We start from the raw sequence: 18,094 nt of genomic DNA on the forward strand, positions 1-18,094 counted from the left end.
CTCCCTGATCATAAACTTTCACCATCCTGGAAAGTGCCCAGCTCGCGATCACGGTTTCCGTTGCGCCGAGGCGTAGGGGGGAGTCTACGCTCGGTAGAATGTGGACTTTTCGCCCTGCGGTAGGGTGTGGGGATGTCGACGCCGGTGACTGTTGTTGGTCTTGTGGTGGGAGGCCCGGTCACCGGAACGTCAACCAGCGCTTTGGCCTCGCGTACCGCTGGGTCGGAGGCACAGGCGACGGCGATCGCGTCGAAACCGTCGTCGGCGCCGGCGCACACCTCGCCGAGCAGCGGGCTGTAGAGCAGGTCGTCGGCGGCGATGTACGCACTCGGCGGCACCCCGCGCAGGTTGCGGACCACGATCTCGGTGTCCGGGCCGACCGCCTGCTGCGCTGCCTGCCGGTCGCTACCAGATCCGCACCCGTGCTGAGCTGCGAAAATGGGTAACACAAAGCCTTGGTCGCCGCCCGCGTGGTCGGGCGTTCCGCACCGGCGGTGACGCCGGCCCGGAACGTCCGGATCGATGATCGACTGCGGTCGACGCTCAGCCGGTCAGCTCGGCGTCGACATCAGGATCGGCAGCACCGCCCGCGCCTCGGCGTGGCTGGTGTTGCGCATCGCGGTGGCGGTGGTCCCGGGGATGTCCCACGGGTTGCTGGTCGGCGGGTAGTACATCTTCTTGGTCGTGACCGCGACGACATTGTTGTAGGCCACGCACCGGGTCTCCCACCGGTAGATCTTGCCGGACTGCGGGATGCCGGTGAGCCCGAGCAGGTTGGTGGTGCAGTTCGGGGCGAGAGCGGACAGCACCGTGTTGTTGCTGCCGATCGTCAGTTCGAGCAGCCCTCTGGTGCTCAGCCCGGCGTGCGCCCGGGCGGTCAGGGCCAGCGGGCCGACCGTGTTGAGGGTGAAGCCGAGCTGGTCGGCGGAGGCTTCGTCGGTGACGACTTCGAGCAGACTGTCGATCAGGGTGACGCAGGCGGTGGTGTCCCGGGCGTACGCCTGAAGGTTGTCCCGGGTGAAGGTCTTGATGTCGTCGAAGTCGATGATGGCGCTGCGCGCGCAGGCCTTGGCCTGTGCGGTGGCGATCCGGTCGATCTGGGCGAGGATCTCCACCTTGGCGCCGTTGATGGTGTTGATGATCTTGGTGGTGGACTGGTCGAGCGACGCCCCCTGCTTGTACTCCTTGTACAGCTCGTAGGCGCTCTTGGCGGCGGCGATGACCGACGAGATGTCGAACGCCTGTGCCGGTCGGGCCCCCAGCGGCACGGTGACCACGACCGCGGCGGCCGCGGCCAACCAACGGCGGTAGCGCATCTGTTTCAACAGGATCTCCTTCAACTGGCGGCCAGGGTGGCCAGCGGTGACCCCGCAGGTCAGCGGAGCGCGGCCAGTCTGGCGAGATCGTCTGGACCACGGTTGGACCACGACTGGATCCATGGCGCGCGCTCACGGATCACGGCGGACGCTCACGGATCACGGTGGACGTCGTGGCGGTTCCGCCGACAACCGGGCGCTGATCGCCGCCGCCTCTGGAGCGCCCAACTCGGTGAAGATCGCCAGCGCGCGACGCCAGTAGCCGTGCGCCTGCGCCCGCTGCCCGGCCGCGTGCGCCGCCGCACCGAGCCCGTCGAACGCCAGCGCCTCGACGCCACGCGACCCGGTGTCGGCGGCGATCGACCGGGCCAGGGCATGGCAGCGGGCCGCAGCACGGTGGGCGCCACGGCGGTTGTGCAGCTGACCGGCGTAGTTCAGCAGCATCGCCTCGCCGACCCGGTCGCCGGTGCGGCGGCACAACACCAGCCCTTCGCGCAGCTGCCCGGCGGCGTCGCCGAGCCGGCCCTCGACCGTGAACAGCTGACCCAGGCTGCCGAGCGCCCGGACCACCCCGTGATGCTCACCGAGCCTACGCAGTAGCGCCAGTGCCCGGCCGATGTAACAGATCGCCGAACGCCGGTCGCCCAGCTCACCCAGCACCACACCCAGGTTGCCCAGGGTCCGCGCCTCACCGGCCGGCTCGTCGACGTCGCGGTAGAGCGCCAACGCCTGCCGGAGGTGCGCCACCGCCTGCTGGCGGCGCCCCTGATGGTCGTGCACGACGGCCAGGTTGGTCAGCAGGTTCGCCTCACCGGCCAGGTCAGCTGCCGCGCGGGCGGCAGCGATCCCGTGACCCTGCATGGTGATCGCGTCCGGATAGTGGCCGCCGCATTCCAGATGCCGGTAGAGCAGCGCGGTCAGCCGTACGGCGTGCCGGGCCCGGCCGTGCCGCGCACCGTACGCGGTGACCGCCATCAGGTTGGCCCGCTCCACCTCCAACCAGACCCGCGCGGCCCCCGGGGCACCGCCCGGCGTGGTCGGCGGCGCGGTTCGCACCTCCGTCAGATCACCGTCCGGACCGGTCGGCGGCACCGTCGGCCGCAGGTGACGTTCGGCCGGGTGCACCGCGTCCATCGCCGTGGCGGCGGTACGCAGGTAGTAGTCGAACAACCGGGTCACGGCAGCGTCGCGGACCTCCGGCGGGTCGACGTCGGCGGCAAGCTCCGCCGCGTACGCCCGGAGCAGGTCGTGCATGCCGTACCGGTCCGGCCCGGCCGGCTCCACCAGGTGCGCCCGGCACAGCCGGTCGACCAGCCGATCCGCCGTCACCGGATCCGTTCCGGCCAGCGCGGCCACCGCCGCCGCGTCGACGTCCGCCCCGGGATGCAGCCCGAGCAGCCGGAACGCGCGCGCCGCGTCGGCCGGCAGATACTGGTACGACCAGGACAGGATCGCCCGTACGCCGGTGCGCCGGTCGCCGCCGGCGTCCAACATGTCCAGCCGTCGCCGCCGGTCGGTGAGCCCGTCAACCAGCCGGGTCAGGCTCAGCTCGGCGCGGGCGGTCGCCAACTCGGCGGCGACCCGCAACGCCAACGGCAGCTGGGCGCACTGCGTTGCCAGCGTCACCGCGGCCTGCGGCTCGGCGTCGACCCGGTCGCCGACCAGCCGCCGCAGCAGCGCCACCGCGTCGTCGATCGGCAGGAGGCCGAGCCCACGCCTGCCGGCTCCCTCCCGGGCGACCAGCCCGGCCAACGGATCCCGGCTGGTCACCAGCACCGGGCAGGAGGCGGCACCGGGCAGCAGCGGCCGTACCTGCTCGACCGACGCCGCGTTGTCGAGTACCACCAGCATCCGGCGGCCGTCCATCAGGCTGCGGTAGTGGGCGGCGCGTTCGTCGACGTCCAACGCCATGTCGGCGTCCGCCACGCCGAGCGCCCGCAGGAACCGGGCCAGTGCCGCACCGGGCTCGACCGGCTGCTCCGGGTCGTATCCGCGCAGGTCGATGTAGAGCTGCCCGTCCGGGAACCGGTCGCGGGCCCGGTGCGCCCACCACACCGCCAGCGCGGTCTTGCCCACCCCCGGGGTGCCGGACAGCACGCAGATCACCGCGCCCGGATCGGCGTCGCCGCGTCCGGCGGCCCTCATCGTCCGGTCGAGCCAGCGGAGCTCGGCGGCGCGGCCGGTGAACCCGGCGACGTCGGCCGGCAACTGCGCCGGCACCGGCGCGATCGCGTCCAGGCGCCGGCCCCGGCGCGGCCAGACCTGCTCGCTGGCGGTACGCGCCCCGGCCGGCGCGTCGGCCCGCAGCAGATCGGTGTACGCGGCGACCAGCTCGGGGCCGGGATCGACACCGAGTTCGTCGGCGAGCCGGTCCCGGGTGTCGTGGAAGACGGTGAACGCCTCGGCCCGCTGCCCACTGGCCCGGTACGCGCGGATCAGCTGCGCCTGGCGGGCCTCGTCGAGTGGCTTCGCGGCGGCGGCCTGCGTCAGCCAGGGCAGTGCGGCGCTCGCCCGGCCGCAGGCGATCATCAGGTCGCCGTACCGGGTCAACGTAGCCTGCAGTTCACCGTCGAGGGCCACCACCTTCGGATGACCGGCCAACGTGGGCACGTCGACCAGTGGCGGCCCCTGCCACAGCCGCAGCGCCTCGCCGAGCAGTTCGGCGTCGCGCTGCGGGGCGGCTGCGCCGGGCCGCGCGGCGGCGACCAGGTGCCGGAACCGCAGCAGGTCGACCGTGACGGCCGAGGTCCGCAGCAGGTATCCGTCACCGATCTGGGGCAGCAGCAGGCTCGGGGCCCGGGACGGGCGGTCCGGTTCGAACAGTCGGCGCAGGTGTTTGACGTGGGTCTGAATGACGTTGGTCGACGTCGCCGGCGGCGGTTGGTCCGGCCAGAGCGCGTTGACCAGCTCCGAGCGGGGCAGCGGCTGCCCGCCGGCGAGCGCGAGCAGCCCGAGCACCGCCCGGCGGGCGGTCGGCCCGGGGTCGAGTGCCTGCTGCTCGCGCCATACCCGTACCGGGCCCAGCACCTGCACCCGCAACGGAACTCCACCTCGTGACCGCTGTGCCACCGCCCGGTGCCGGACGGTGATCGAAGTTCCCGCATATCGACCGAGCGGAGTATAGGTGCTGGTCAGTCGTCGTCAGTGGGTTGCGGTGACCGGATGGAGGACGGCGTCGAGAGCCTTGAGGTAGCCGTCGGTGTAGCCGGCGAGGTTCGGGTGGAACGCGTCGTCGATGGCGGTGATGCCGTTGAGCCATGGATCGTCGTCGCAGACCCGGTGCCTGTCGAACAGGGCGTCGACCGGGACGAACACCCCGTACGTCTTCGCCGTGTCCCCGATGGCCTCGTTGAGCTGCACCGCCGCGTGGTTGATCCACCCCCGTCGGTTAGCGTCCAGCGGCGCTTCGAAGCAGAACGACGGGGCGAACAACTGCGGGTAGCCGAGGACCACCAGCTTGGCGTTCGGGGCGGCGGCGAGAATGTCGCCGTACACCTGCTTCAGCTTGCCCGGCAACGTCGTCTTGATGTACTCGCGGGCCTTGTTCACAGCGTCCTCGCAGGTGCTGTCGAGCAGCGCCTCGATGCATTTCCTCAATGTCGTCGTGAAGCCGAGGTTGTCGCCGCCGACGGTGATGGTCACCAGCATCGTGTCCGGCCCGAGGAAGCCGAGCTGGTGCGCGATCACGTCGTCGGTGGTGGCGCCGCTGCACGCCGAGAAGCCGAACGACAGGCGCGGGTTGTTCCGGGCGTACTGGGCGGCGTACGAGTGGGCGCTCTGGTCGCAGTCGCCGTCGGTGTACGGCGGGGCGCCCACCCCGGACGAGTACGAGTCACCCAGCGCGACATACTGCCGGTCGTCGGCGGCGGATGTGTCGCCGGCCGTACCGGCGGCGTTGGCGGCGGCGGGCACGGCGGCGATGGTGATCAGCAGCGTCGCCGCGACGGGCAACGCGAGGGCGGGCCGGAGCTTTCGGGCACGGCTCAGCATGGTGACGCCTCCTTCGATGGTGGAGACGCTCCGGCCGGGGCGGCCGTCGTCTCCAAAGTGGAAGTGAGCATGCGCCGCCGATAGCCGGTAATCAATCGAAGCGTCGGAAACCCTACTGTCGACTGAGCCGCTGATCACCCTTCGTCGGTCGTAGACCGAACCGGTCGGCGAAACCGGACAGGTCGTCCCGCTGCTCGGCCAGGGTGTCGGCGCCGCTGCCGACCACGATCCGGGTCACCCCCTGCGCCGCGTACGCCTCGACCCGTTGCGCCGAAAGCTCAGTCGACCCCCACCGGGTGTACTCCAGCGCGTCAGGGTCACGGCCGGCCTCCGTCGCGACCGACCGAGCAAGCTTCCACTGTGCCGCCCGCTCGTCCGGGGTCAACAGCCCACCGGGGAAGTAGCCGTCGCCACGTAGCCCGACCCGCCGGGCCGCCGCCCGGCTCGAACCACCCACGTGAATCGGCAACGCGGTGGCGCCGTGCGGCTTCGGAAAGCTGCACACCCGCTCGAAGTCGAAGAACTCGCCGTGGAACGACACACCGTCGGCGTCACCGCCCCACAGCAGCCGTAGCACGTCGATCGCCTCGTCGGCACGTCGGCCACGGGAACGGAAGTCGACCCCCACCGCCGTCGCCTCACCGGGCAGGCCGCCCAGTCCGACGGTCAGCAGCCGCATCCGGCCCTTCGACAGGACGTCGATCGTCGCCAGCCGCTTGGCGAGCACCACCGGATGGTGGTACGGCAGCAGCAGCACCCCGGTGCCGAGCAGCAGCCGGTCGGTTGCCGCCGCCACGAAGGCCAGCAGGTCCAACGGATCCGCGTACGGCAGCGACGGCGGCATCTCGACCGCCCCGACCGTCGCACCTGGATACAGCACCACGTGTTCCGGCACGTACAACCCCTCGAACCCGCATGCCTCGGCGTGCTGGGCGTACCCGATGAGCCGGTCCGGGTCGGTGCCGTGCAGCGGGGTGCTGTAACTGACCGCGAACCTCACCGCCGCCGCCGATCCGCCCGCGCCCGGTCGAGCTGGCACCGCAGCTGTTCCCGGACACCTGCCAACCGTGCCAGTCCGACATCGACCTCGGCCAGCTTGCGCCGCAGCACCGAGATCGAGTCGGGGCAGACGTCGCCGGACGGATTCCCGGCCCGCAGGCAGGTCACGAACGGGCGGATGTCCTCCAGATCGAAACCGACCGCGAGCAACGACCGGATCTCGCCCACCACCCGCAGCTCCGTATCGTCGTAGTCGCGGTAGCCGTTGGCGCATCGCCGGGGCCGGACCAGCCCCTGCGCCTCGTAGTAGCGCAGCGTCCGGGCGCTCGTCCCGGCCTGCCGCGCCAGCTCACCGATCAACATGTGACCTCCCCGGCCAGCCTCGGACCCACCGTGACGCTAAACCTTGACGTCGGTGTCAGGGCAACGAGCCGGCGGTCCTGGCGACGGTCAGCCGAGGGCGGCAGCCATCCGGCGTACCGCCTCGGTGATCGTCTCCGGCGCGGCGGCCAGGTTGAACCGGGCGTGCCCGGCCCCGCCCGCGCCGAAGTCCAGCCCGGCGCTCAGCGCCACCCGCCCCCGGTCGAGGAACACCGCCGCCGGGTCGTCGCCGAGCCCCAACGCCCGGCAGTCCAGCCAGGCCAGGAAGGTCGCCTGACCGGGTGCGTACCCGATCTGTGGCAACCGGTCCGCCAGCAGGTCGGCCAGCAGCCGCCGGTTCGCGTCGACCGCCGACCGTACGGTGTCCAGCCAGTCGCCGCCGTCACGGAACGCCGCCGTGTGCGCGATCACCCCGAGATGGTTGACCCCGTGGCCGACCTCCTCCGGCAGCCGGGCCAGGTCGGCAGCGGCGGCCGGCCCGGCGACCGCGAGGGCGGCCTTCAAGCCGGCCAGGTTCCAGCCCTTCGAGCCGGAGATCAGCGTCAGGCCGTCGTCCGTGCCGGGCACCGACAGGTACGGCACGAACGTCACTCCGGACGCGGTCATCGGGGCGTGGATCTCGTCGACCACCACCCGTACGCCGTGCCGGCCGGCCAGCTCCGCGACGGCGGCCAGCTCGTCGGCGGTGTGCACCGTCCCGGTCGGGTTGTGCGGACTGCACAGCAGGTACGCCGCCCGGCGGCCACCCGCGCGGGCGGCGGTGAACGCCTCGGCCAGCGAGTCGAGGTCCAGCCGGCCGTCCCGACCGAGCGGGGCCTCCCGCACCGGCCGGTCCAGGTTGCGCAGGAACCCGTAGAACGGCGGGTACACCGGCGGGTTGATCACGACCGTGTCGCCCGGCCCGGTCACCAGCTTCAGCATCTCGACCGCGCCGAGCATCACGTCCGGCACGGTCGCGGTCCGCGCCGGGTCCAGACCGTCCCACCCCCACCGCGTCGCCGCGAACCCGGCGACCGCCTCGGCGTAGCCGGCCCCGGTGGCGTACCCGATGTCCCCGGCTCGCACTGCCGCGTCGATCGCCTCGACGACCGGTCCGGCCGGCTCGACGTCCATCTCCGCCACCCACACCGGCAGCACGTCAGCTGGGTACACCCGCCACTTGATGCTGGTCCGCTGCCGGGCCCGGTCCAGCGGCACCCACGCCCCGTCGCCATACCGAACATTCGTCACGAGAACTCCAAACTTCTCGTCGGTGGTCACCTCGGGGAGCTTAAGGTCAGTCGGCAGCGGTGACCGGACGCCAGCCCAGCGGGGTGGAGAGCACCATCGTGCTGGACGGCTGACCGTACGGGGCGAGCCGGTCGATCACGTCCTCGAAGGCGTCCATCGATGCCGCCGCCACCTTCAACATCGAGCAGGCGTCCCCGGTGATCCGGTGGATCTCCAGGATCTCCGGCCAGGTCGGCACCTGCGGGTCCCGCAGGATGCAGTGCGACCCGTAGCAGGACATCCGGATCAGCGCGATCACCGTCCAGCCGGCCCGGGTCAGGTCGACGTGCGCGTGGTAGCCGCTGACGACCCCGGACTCCTCCAGCCGGCGTACCCGCTCGGCGACGGCCGGCGGCGACAGATGCACCCGGCGGGACAGTTCGCTGAAGGAAAGTCGGGCATCGGCCTGCAACTCACGCAGCAGCGCCCAATCCATCTCGTCCACGGACACTTTCCCTTCGTTAACCGACCACCCAAATCTAGCCACGGACCTGCGGGTCGCGACCCCGTACCGCCGTTGATCCGGTATTCAGCCACGGACCGCAAGTCGGCAATCATGGGCGACACAGCAAAGGGAGGGCAGCCGACGTGAACAGCACCGACGTGGCCAGCCCACCGGCCGTGCGGCCGGTGGACGCCGCCGAACGCGACGCCCGCGCCGCCGCGAACGCCGGCGAGCCGACCCTGGAGTTCGGCGACCGGGTGCCGTACGACGCCTACGTGCACGCCAGCACCCTGCACAGTTTGCAGCGCACCCTGAGCGACGACCCCGGCGAGATGTCGTTCCTGATGGTCAGCCAGATCATGGAGCTGTACTTCGGGCTGACCCGCCACGAGCTGCGCCACGCCCAACGGCTGATCCGCGCCGACCGGGTGTGGGAGGCGCTCGCCCCGCTGCGCCGCGCAGCCCTGCATTTGGAAGGCCTCAACGCCTCCTGGCAGACGCTGCGTTGGATGACCCCGGCCGACTTCAACCGGTTCCGCAACCTGCTGGGTGAGGGTTCCGGGTTCCAGTCGGCGATGTACCGGCAACTGGAGTTCATCCTCGGCGTCCGGACCCCGTCGCTGATCCGCCCGTTCCGCCGCCAACCCGAGGTGTACGCCGAGCTGGAGCAGGCCCTGCACGCGCCGAGTCTGTGGGACGACGTGATCGCCCTGCTGGCCCGCGCCGGCCACGACATCCCGGCCGACCTGCTGGGCCGCGACGTCGCCACCGAACACGAACCGCACCCGTCGGTCGAGGCCGCCTGGGTCGAGGTCTACCGGGTCAACGGCCCGGACAACCACCTGCGGCAGCTCGGCGAGGCGCTGACCGAGGTCGCCGAACAGTTCGGTGACTGGCGGTACAAGCATCTCAAGGCGGTGCAGCGCACCATGGGCGCCAAGGTCGGCAGCGGCGGCTCCGCCGGGCTGGCCTGGCTGCAGCGCAGCATGAACCGGGTGGTGTTCCCCGAGATCTGGTCCGCCCGGACCAGCATGTGAGAGGCTGCCGCATGTTCACTGAGGACGACGCCCGTCGCCGCGACGCCGCCGACCCCGGGCACCGCGACCTGTTCCACATCCCGCCGGCCACCGGCGGCGACCACCCCGACGTCGCCTACTTCGCCGGCAACTCCCTCGGCCTGCAGCCGAAGGCCACCCGCGCCGAGCTGCTCGACGACCTCGACGACTGGGCCCGGCTCGGCGTCGAAGGCCACCTGGAAGCCGGCCGGCCGTGGCTGCCGTACCACGAACTGCTCACCGAGACCGTCGCGCGACTGGTCGGCGCCCTGCCCAGCGAGGCCGTGGTGATGAACTCGCTGACGGTCAACCTGCACCTGCTGATGGTGTCGTTCTACCGGCCGACCGGCGACCGCACCCGGATCGTCATCGAGGACTCGGCATTCCCGTCGGACAGCTACGCGGTGCGCAGCCAGGCCGTCTTCCACGGCCTCGACCCCGACCGTACGGTGGTCCGACTGCGGCCGCGCCCCGGCGAGGACACGCTGCGCACCGCCGACGTCGTCGACTACCTGCGCGCCGACGGTGACCGGGTGGCGCTGGTGCTGCTCGGCGGGGTCAACTACCTCACCGGCGAACTGCTCGACATCCCGACGATCACCGAGGCGGGCCGGGCCGCCGGCGCGATCGTCGGCTGGGACCTGGCGCACGCCGCGGGCAACGTGCCGCTGCGGCTGCACGACTGGGGTGTCGACTTCGCCGCCTGGTGCTCCTACAAGTACCTCAACTCGGGGCCGGGTGCCCTCGCCGGCGCGTACGTGCACGAACGCCACCACGGCGATCCGACGCTGGCCCGCTTCGAAGGCTGGTGGAGCACCGAGCCGGCCACCCGCTTCGAGATGACCCCGGTGTCACGGCCACCGGCCAGCGCCGACGCCTGGCAGATCTCCAACCCGCCGATCTTCGCCATGGGCCCGGTCCGTACCTCGCTGCAGATCTTCGACAAGGTCGGCATGGCGGCGCTGCGCGAGCGCAGCGAACGGCTCACCGGCTACCTGGAACAGCTGCTCGACGAGACCCTGGCGGGCCGGCCGGTCAGCGTCGTCACCCCCCGCGACCCGGCCCGGCGCGGCTGCCAGCTGTCGCTGCGGATCGGCGGCGGGGCGGGGGCGCACGCGCTGACCGCCCGGCTGCGCCACGAACACGGGGTGATCGCCGACGCCCGGGAACCGGACATCGTCCGGCTCGCCCCGGTGCCGCTGTACTCCACGTACCACGACTGCTGGCGGGCCGCCCGGGCGCTCGCCGCGACCCTCCCGACGCAAGGCGGCGACGATGTCTGAACGTGCACCCGTCGCGGTGGTCGGCGCCGGCCTGGCCGGCAGCCTGCTCGCCTGCTTCCTGGCCCGCCGCGGCCTGCCGGTCACCCTCTACGAGCGCCGACCCGACCCGCGACGCGGCACCGCCGAACGCGGGCGGTCGATCAACCTGGCGCTGTCCGAACGCGGCCTGGACGCGCTGCGCCGCATCGGCCTGGCCGACCAGGTGCTCGCCGACGCGCTGCCGATGCCCGGCCGGATGATCCACCCGGTCGACGGCGAGCTCGACTTCCAGCCCTACAGCGCCGACGGGCAGCGGGCGATCAACTCGATCAGCCGGGGCGCGCTCAACAACGCCCTGCTCGACGCGGCTGAGGCCGCGCCCGGCGTCACCGTCGTCTTCGACCACCGGCTCGTCGGCCTCGACCCGGCCACCGGCGAGGCGACCTTCGACACCCCGCAGGGCACGGTCCGCGCGCCGGCGCAGGTCGTGCTCGGCGCCGACGGCGCCGGTTCGGCGGTACGCGGCCAACTGCTCGCCCACGGCCTGGTCGACGAGAGTCTCGACTTCCTCGACTACGGCTACAAGGAGCTGACCATCCCGGCGGTCGGCGGCGACTACGCCCTCGATCCGGGCGCGTTGCACATCTGGCCGCGCGGCACGTCGATGATGATCGCCCTGCCGAACCCGGACCGCTCCTTCACCTGCACCCTGTTCTGGCCGACCGGCGGCACGTCGAGTTTCGCCTCGTTGAGCAGCCCGGCCGCGATCGAGCGGCACTTCCGCGAGCACTACCCGGACGTGCCGCCGCTGGCGCCGGACCTGGTCGACGAATACCAGCACAACCCGGTCGGTCTGCTCGGCACGGTGCGTTGCGACCCGTGGCAGGTCGGCGGCCGGGTGGCGCTGATCGGCGACGCCGCCCATGCGGTCGTGCCGTTCTACGGTCAGGGCGCCAACTGTGCCTTCGAGGACGTCGTCGAGCTGGACCGCTGCCTCGACGACACCGGCGGAGACTGGGCGGCGGCGCTGCCGCTGTACCAGTCCCGCCGCCAGGACAACGCCGAGGCGATCGCCCAGATGGCGCTGGCGAACTTCGTCGAGATGCGCGACAAGGTCGCCTCCCCGACGTTCCAGACCTTCCGCAAGGTCGAACACGCCCTGGAACGGGCGTTGCCGGGGCGCTACGTGTCCCGCTACGAAATGGTCTCCTTCACCACCATCCCGTACGCCGAGGTCAGGCGTCGGGTCCGCCGCCAGCACCAGCTGCTGGCGGCGGCGGTGGCCGGGACGGCGGCGCTGTCAGTAGGGGCACTCGGCGCCGCCGTCCACCGGCTCGTCCGGAAGGGACGCTCATGACCCTGTGGCACCCCGACCTGTACGTCGGCCGGCCGGCCGCCGACGGTCCCGGCCTGCTGCGCAACTTCGTCCACGGCCGGTTCGTCGATACCGGGAAGCGGTTTGCGAAGGTGTCGCCGGTGACCGGGGAGACGGTGTTCGAGGTGGCGGAGGCCGATTCTGCGACGGTGGACGCGGCGGTGGCGGCGGCCCGTGCGGCGTTGCGTGGTCCGTGGGGTGGCTTGGGTGAGCGGGACCGGGCGGCGGTGTTGCGGGCGGTCGCCGATGAGTTGGACCGCCGCTTCGATGATCTGGTGGCGGCCGAGGTCGCCGACACCGGTAAGCCGGTCGGTCAGGCCCGGACGTTGGACATTCCGCGTGGGGCGGCGAACTTCCGGGCGTTCGCGGAGATCGCCGCGACCGCGCCGACGGAGTCGTTCACCACGGTCACCCCGACCGGTGGCCGGGCGCTGAACTACGCCGTCCGCAAACCCGTCGGCGTCGTCGCGGTCATCGTGCCGTGGAACCTGCCGCTGCTGCTGCTGACCTGGAAGGTCGCCCCGGCGCTGGCCTGCGGCAACGCGGTCGTCGTCAAGCCGAGTGAGGAAACCCCGGCGTCGGCGACGCTGCTGGCGGAGGTGATGGCGGCGGCCGGCGTACCCGACGGGGTGTTCAACCTGGTGCACGGCTTCGGGCCGGGCGCGGCGGGGGAGTGGCTGACCACCCATCCCGGCGTGGACGCGATCACGTTTACGGGTGAGTCGGCGACCGGGTCGGCGATCATGCGGGCCGCCGCCGACGGGGTGAAGGCGGTGTCGTTCGAGCTGGGCGGTAAGAACGCCGGTCTGGTGTTCGCCGATGCCGACCTGGACGCCGCCGTCGCTGGTTCGGTGCGGTCGTCGTTCACCAACGGCGGACAGGTGTGCCTGTGCACCGAGCGGCTGTACGTGCAGCGGCCGGTCTTCGACTCCTTCGTCGACCGGTTGGCGGCCGCCGCCCGCGACGCCCGGTACGGCTGGCCCGCCGACGAGACGATCTCGACGATGCCGCTGATCTCGCGGGCGCATCGGGACAAGGTGCTGGGCTTCTACGACCTGGCCCGCGCCGAAGGCGCGCAGGTCCTCGCCGGTGGCGGCGTGCCGACCTTCGGCGACGCCCGCGACGGCGGCGCGTACGTCGCACCGACCGTGTTGACCGGGCTCGACTCCTCGGCGCGGCTGCTGCGCGAGGAGGTGTTCGGCCCGGTCTGCCACATCGCCCCGTTCGACACCGAGGAGGAGGCGTTCGCGCTGGCCAACGACTCCGACTACGGCCTCGCGGCGACGGTGTGGACCCGCGACGTGGGGCGGGCGCACCGGGCCGGTGCCCGACTGGACGCCGGCATCGTCTGGGTCAACACCTGGTTCCTGCGGGACCTGCGCACCCCGTTCGGCGGGGTCAAGGCCTCCGGCGTCGGCCGGGAGGGCGGCGTGCACTCGCTGGACTTCTACTCCGAACTGACCAACGTCTGCGTGGACCTGACATGAGCGTGACAGTGGACATCGAGGCGGCCGTCGCGGCGCTGGCTGGGGCGTACGACACGGGGGTGCCGTGTCCGCCGCTGCGGAACGGCCTGTTGCCGGTTGGTGACGTGGCCGCCGCGTACGCGGTGCAGCGGGAGTTGGTGGCCGGCTGGACAGGCGCGGGCCGCCGCCGGGTCGGCGCGAAGATCGGTTTGACGTCGCCGGCGGTGCAGGCCGCGTTCGGCGTCTACCAGCCCGACTTCGGGGTGCTGTTCGCCGACATGGCGGTGCCCGACGGCGACGAGGTGGATTTGGCCGGGCTGATCCAGCCCAGGGTGGAGGCCGAGGTGGCGTTCGTGTTCGGCGCCGATTTGCCGGACGGGCCGGCGACGGTGGTGGATGTGCTGCGGGCCACCGACTTCCTGCTGCCGGCGGTCGAGATCGTCGACTCCCGGATCACCGACTGGGACATCTCTATCGTGGACACGGTGGCGGACAACGCGTCGTCGGGGCTGTTCGTGCTCGGTGACCGGCCGGTGCCGCCCGCCTCGGTGGACCTGCGGGAGTGCGGCATGGTGCTGGAGTCGGCCGGTGTGCCGGTGTCGGTGGGTGCCGGTGCGGCCTGTCTCGGCAATCCGGTGCACGCCGTCGCCTGGCTGGCCACGACGCTCGCGGCGGCGGGGGATCCGCTGCGGGCCGGTGACGTGGTGCTCTCGGGGGCGCTGGGCCCGATGGTGCCGGTCACTCCGGGGGCGGCGTACGAGGCGCGGATCGCCGGGCTCGGTTCGGTGCGGACCAGGTTCAGCGCGAAACCGGCCGACCGGTCGGGTGAGTCAGGGGAGGGGTCGTGACGGGTGTCGGGGTGGCGGTGATCGGGTCGGGCAACATCGGTACCGACCTGATGATCAAGGTGCTGCGGTTGTCGGAGTCGCTGCGGATGGTGGCGATGGTCGGTATCGACCCCGGGTCGGACGGGCTGGCCCGTGCCCGCCGGTTGGGTGTGGCGACCACGAGTGATGGGGTCGACGGCCTGGTCGGGATGCCTGAGTTCGCCGACGTCGGGTTGGTGTTCGACGCCACGTCGGCCGGTGCGCACCGGCGCAACAACGAGGTCCTGCAGGCTTACGGGCGGACGGTGGTCGATTTGACTCCGGCCGCGGTCGGCCCGTACGTGGTGCCGCCAGTGAATCTGGACGCGCATTTGGCCGAGCGCAACGTCAACATGGTGACCTGTGGTGGGCAGGCGACGGTGCCGGTCGTCGCCGCCGTCGCGGCGGTGGCGCCGGTGGCGTACGCGGAGATCGTGGCGTCGATCGCGTCCCGTTCGGCCGGCCCCGGGACGCGGGCGAACATTGACGAGTTCACCCAGACCACCGCCCGCGCCCTGGAGGTCGTCGGCGGCGCCGGCAAAGGCAAGGCGGTCATCGTGTTGAACCCGGCGGACCCGCCGCTGCTGATGCGCGACACCGTCTACTGCCTGATCCCGGCCGGCGTCGACACCGGCCGGGTGGCTGACTCGGTGGCGGCCATGGTGGCGTCGGTCGCCGGGTACGTGCCCGGCTACCGGCTCAAGCAGCGGGTTCAGTTCGATCCGGTCGACACGTACGTGCCGGCGCTGGGTGGCCATTTCACCGGTATCCAGGTGTCGGTGTTCCTGGAGGTCTCCGGTGCCGGGCACTACCTGCCCGCGTACGCCGGCAACCTGGACATCATGACGTCGGCCGCGCTGCGTACCGCCGAACGTCTGGTCGCCGTCCGGGCCGAGCAGCAGGAAGGGGCACGGTCATGACCCGGCTGTACGTGCAGGACGTGACGTTGCGCGACGGCATGCACGCCATCAGGCACCGGTACACCGTCGAGGAGGTCCGGCAGGTCGCCGCCGCGTTGGACGCGGCCGGCGTGGACGCGATCGAGGTCGCTCACGGCGACGGCCTGGCCGGCTCGTCCGTCACCTACGGCCACGGGGCGGCGTCGGACGCCGACTGGATCATCGCCGCCGCCGAGTCGATCAGCAATGCCCGACTGACCACGCTGCTGCTGCCGGGCATCGGCACCATCGACGACCTGAAAGCGGCCCGGGACCTCGGGGTCACCAGCGTGCGGATCGCGACCCACTGCACCGAGGCCGACGTCGCCGCCCAGCACATCGGCTGGGCCCGCGACCAGGGTATGGACGTCGCCGGGTTCCTGATGATGGCGCACATGAACACCCCGGAAGGGCTCGCGGCCCAGGCCAAGCTGATGGAGTCGTACGGGGCGCACTGCGTCTACGTCACCGACTCCGGCGGCCGGCTGCTGATGACGGATGTCGCCGCCCGGGTCGACGCCTACCGGGCCGTGCTCGACCCGCAAACGCAGATCGGTATCCACGCCCACCACAACCTGTCCCTCGGGGTGGCGAACAGCGTCGTCGCCGTGCAGCACGGCACCACCCGGGTCGACGCCTCCCTCGCCGGGATGGGCGCCGGGGCCGGCAACGCCCCCCTCGAGGTCTTCACCGCCGTCGCGGACCTGCACGGCTGGGAACACGGCTGCGACACGTTCGCGCTGATGGACGCCGCCGAGGACCTGGTCCGCCCGTTGCAGGACCGGCCGGTGCGGGTCGACCGGGAAACCCTGTCGCTGGGCTACGCCGGCGTCTACTCCAGCTTCCTGCGCCACGCCGAACGCGCCGCCGACCGCTACAACCTGGACGTGCGGTCCATCCTGGTCGAACTCGGCCGCCGGCGGATGGTCGGCGGCCAGGAGGACATGATCACCGACGTCGCCCTCGACCTCGTCAACGGAGAGCGCCCGTGACCGCCACCAGTATCGACACCGCAGACCTGGCCGCCCGACTCGACAACGCGGCCGTCACCGGCACCCCGATCGAGCAGCTCGCCGACGCCCACGGCATCGACGTCGACGCCGCGTACCGGGTGCAGCAGGCCCTGATCGCCCGCCGCACCGACCGGGGCGAACGCCTCGCCGGCGTCAAGATGGGGCTGACCAGCCAGGCCAAGATGGCGCAGGTCGGCGTCGATGAGCCGATCCTCGGCCAACTCACCGACACCACGCAGGTGCCCGACGGCGGCAGCGTCGACATCTCCGGGCTGATCCACCCCCGGGTCGAACCGGAGATCGCCTTCCTCCTCGACAGGCCGCCGACACCCGGGATGCCGTTCACCGACGCGGTCCGCGCCGTCGCCCCCGCCCTGGAGGTCATCGACTCCCGCTACCGCGACTTCACCTTCTCGCTGCCCGACGTGATCGCCGACAACACCTCCGCCGCCCTGTACGTCGTCGGGCCGTGGCAGCCGGTCCCCGACGGCGTCGACAACCTCGGCGTACTCCTCGACATCGACGGACACACGGTGCAGACCGGGTCGACCGCCGCGATCCTCGGCGACCCCCGCCGGGCCCTCGCCGCCGGAGTCGCCCTCGCCGACCGGCACGGCCCCACCCTACAAGCCGGCTGGATCTTCCTCGCCGGCGCGGCCACCGCCGCCGTCCCCCTCCCACCCGGCGCCCACGTCCGGGCCACCGTCCACGGGCTCGGCGCCGCCGCCTTCACCACCACCGCAGGAGGTGACCGGTCATGACCGCGCACCTGGTCACCGGCAAAGCCACCCCACGCGGCAAGTTTCCACACGTCAAAACAGCTGGCGGGTTCATCTTCGTCTCCGGCACCTCCAGCCGCCGCCCCGACAACACCATCGCCGGCGCCACCGTCGACGAATACGGCACCACCACACTCGACATCCGGGAACAGACCCGCGCGGTGATCGCCAACATCGCCGACCTGCTCGCCGCCGCCGGCGCCGGCCTGACCGACCTGGTCTCGGTCACCACCTACCTGGTCAACATGAACGACTTCGGCGGCTACAACCAGGTCTGGGCGCAACACTTCGACCACACCGGACCCACCCGCACCACCGTCGCCGTGCACCAACTCCCGCACCCGCACCTGCTCATCGAGATCCAGGCCGTCGCCGTGGCACCGGCCGACGCCCCCACCCGGAAGGAGTGACACCCGTGAGCGACATTGCCGAACCGGTCAACTTCCCCAACTGGATCAGCGAGAACGAGCACCTGCTCAAGCCGCCGGTGAACAACAAGCAGATGTTCCCCACTGGCAACGACTTCATCGTGCAGGTCGTCGGCGGCCCCAACCAGCGCACCGACTTCCACGTCGACCCGTACGAGGAGTTCTTCTACCAGGTCAAAGGGAACATGCACGTCAACCTGATGACCGACGACGGGCCGCAGACCGTGCACATCCGGGAAGGCCAGATGTGGGTGCTGCCCGGCTTCGTGCCGCACTCCCCGCAACGACCCGAAGCCGGCTCGATCGGGGTGGTCATCGAACGGGTCCGCGAGGAGGGCACCCTGGAGAAGTTCCAGTGGTACTGCCTGGACTGCGGCAACCTGCTGCACGAGGTGGAGCTGCAGGTCCGTGACATCGTCGCCGACCTGCCGCCGGTCTTCACCGCCTTCTACGCCGACGAGTCCGCGCGTACCTGCGACAAGTGCGGTGCCCTGCACCCGGGCAAGGGCTGA

Annotated in this window: 18 protein-coding genes; 10 read left to right on the forward strand and 8 right to left on the reverse strand. The window is 71.7% G+C overall.

The features are described from left to right. Positions 1-8: 8 nt before the first annotated feature. The 8 genes from O7629_RS08205 to O7629_RS08240 form a co-directional block, all read right to left on the reverse strand. Positions 9-449, reverse strand: a complete 441-nt coding sequence (locus tag O7629_RS08205) for an aspartate/glutamate racemase family protein (RefSeq protein WP_278168438.1) — start codon at positions 447-449, stop codon at positions 9-11. A 102-nt stretch (positions 450-551) separates the two neighbouring features. After that, positions 552-1,325 carry a hypothetical protein gene (locus O7629_RS08210; RefSeq protein ID WP_278168439.1) on the reverse strand — a complete coding sequence of 258 codons (774 nt, stop codon included), beginning with the start codon at positions 1,323-1,325 and terminating at the stop codon, positions 552-554. Positions 1,326-1,475: 150 nt separating this feature from the next. After that, positions 1,476-4,349, reverse strand: a complete 2,874-nt coding sequence (locus tag O7629_RS08215) for an AfsR/SARP family transcriptional regulator (protein WP_278174453.1) — start codon at positions 4,347-4,349, stop codon at positions 1,476-1,478. Between the two features lie 108 nt (positions 4,350-4,457). Continuing rightward, positions 4,458-5,306 carry an SGNH/GDSL hydrolase family protein gene (locus tag O7629_RS08220; RefSeq protein ID WP_278168440.1) on the reverse strand — a complete coding sequence of 283 codons (849 nt, stop codon included), beginning with the start codon at positions 5,304-5,306 and terminating at the stop codon, positions 4,458-4,460. A gap of 112 nt (positions 5,307-5,418) precedes the next feature. Continuing rightward, complete coding sequence (locus tag O7629_RS08225) at positions 5,419-6,306, reverse strand: TIGR03619 family F420-dependent LLM class oxidoreductase (RefSeq protein ID WP_278168441.1); 888 nt, start codon at positions 6,304-6,306, stop codon at positions 5,419-5,421. Continuing rightward, a complete protein-coding gene (locus O7629_RS08230) occupies positions 6,303-6,668 on the reverse strand; it encodes a MerR family transcriptional regulator (RefSeq protein ID WP_278168442.1) in 366 nt (121 codons plus the stop codon). The genes O7629_RS08225 and O7629_RS08230 overlap by 4 nt, the downstream gene beginning before the upstream one ends. A gap of 87 nt (positions 6,669-6,755) precedes the next feature. Continuing rightward, on the reverse strand, positions 6,756-7,916 hold the full coding sequence (locus tag O7629_RS08235) for an aminotransferase class I/II-fold pyridoxal phosphate-dependent enzyme (protein ID WP_278168443.1): 1,161 nt from the start codon (positions 7,914-7,916) through the stop codon (positions 6,756-6,758). Between the two features lie 46 nt (positions 7,917-7,962). After that, positions 7,963-8,400 (reverse strand): Lrp/AsnC family transcriptional regulator, encoded by a 438-nt coding sequence (locus O7629_RS08240; RefSeq protein WP_123600997.1) that lies wholly within the window; start codon positions 8,398-8,400, stop codon positions 7,963-7,965. Between the two features lie 143 nt (positions 8,401-8,543). On the opposite strand from O7629_RS08240, the gene O7629_RS08245 reads away from it, so the two are divergent. The 10 genes from O7629_RS08245 to O7629_RS08290 are packed head-to-tail and all read left to right on the forward strand — an operon-like array spanning position 8,544 to position 18,094. Beyond that, positions 8,544-9,437, forward strand: a complete 894-nt coding sequence (locus tag O7629_RS08245) for a tryptophan 2,3-dioxygenase family protein (RefSeq protein ID WP_278168444.1) — start codon at positions 8,544-8,546, stop codon at positions 9,435-9,437. Between the two features lie 11 nt (positions 9,438-9,448). Beyond that, complete coding sequence (gene kynU, locus O7629_RS08250; RefSeq protein ID WP_278168445.1) at positions 9,449-10,738, forward strand: kynureninase; 1,290 nt, start codon at positions 9,449-9,451, stop codon at positions 10,736-10,738. Further along, positions 10,731-12,074, forward strand: a complete 1,344-nt coding sequence (locus O7629_RS08255; RefSeq protein WP_278168446.1) for an NAD(P)/FAD-dependent oxidoreductase — start codon at positions 10,731-10,733, stop codon at positions 12,072-12,074. The genes kynU and O7629_RS08255 overlap by 8 nt, the downstream gene beginning before the upstream one ends. Beyond that, positions 12,071-13,579 (forward strand): 2-hydroxymuconic semialdehyde dehydrogenase, encoded by a 1,509-nt coding sequence (locus O7629_RS08260; RefSeq protein WP_278168447.1) that lies wholly within the window; start codon positions 12,071-12,073, stop codon positions 13,577-13,579. Before O7629_RS08255 ends, O7629_RS08260 begins: the two co-directional genes overlap by 4 nt. A 2-nt stretch (positions 13,580-13,581) precedes the next feature. Beyond that, positions 13,582-14,406 (forward strand): fumarylacetoacetate hydrolase family protein, encoded by an 825-nt coding sequence (locus O7629_RS08265; RefSeq protein WP_278174454.1) that lies wholly within the window; start codon positions 13,582-13,584, stop codon positions 14,404-14,406. Continuing rightward, positions 14,403-15,344 carry an acetaldehyde dehydrogenase (acetylating) gene (locus O7629_RS08270; protein ID WP_278168448.1) on the forward strand — a complete coding sequence of 314 codons (942 nt, stop codon included), beginning with the start codon at positions 14,403-14,405 and terminating at the stop codon, positions 15,342-15,344. Before O7629_RS08265 ends, O7629_RS08270 begins: the two co-directional genes overlap by 4 nt. Next, entirely contained in the window at positions 15,341-16,354 is a 1,014-nt protein-coding gene (gene dmpG, locus O7629_RS08275) for a 4-hydroxy-2-oxovalerate aldolase (RefSeq protein WP_278168449.1), read from the forward strand. Before O7629_RS08270 ends, dmpG begins: the two co-directional genes overlap by 4 nt. Continuing rightward, positions 16,351-17,136, forward strand: a complete 786-nt coding sequence (locus O7629_RS08280) for a fumarylacetoacetate hydrolase family protein (RefSeq protein WP_278168450.1) — start codon at positions 16,351-16,353, stop codon at positions 17,134-17,136. The genes dmpG and O7629_RS08280 overlap by 4 nt, the downstream gene beginning before the upstream one ends. Next, entirely contained in the window at positions 17,133-17,564 is a 432-nt protein-coding gene (locus O7629_RS08285; protein ID WP_278168451.1) for a RidA family protein, read from the forward strand. Before O7629_RS08280 ends, O7629_RS08285 begins: the two co-directional genes overlap by 4 nt. A gap of 5 nt (positions 17,565-17,569) precedes the next feature. Then, positions 17,570-18,094 carry a 3-hydroxyanthranilate 3,4-dioxygenase gene (locus O7629_RS08290; protein ID WP_278168452.1) on the forward strand — a complete coding sequence of 175 codons (525 nt, stop codon included), beginning with the start codon at positions 17,570-17,572 and terminating at the stop codon, positions 18,092-18,094.

It is taken from the genome of Solwaraspora sp. WMMD792 (assembly GCF_029626105.1).
In the GTDB taxonomy this organism is placed as follows: Bacteria; Actinomycetota; Actinomycetes; order Mycobacteriales; family Micromonosporaceae; genus Micromonospora_E.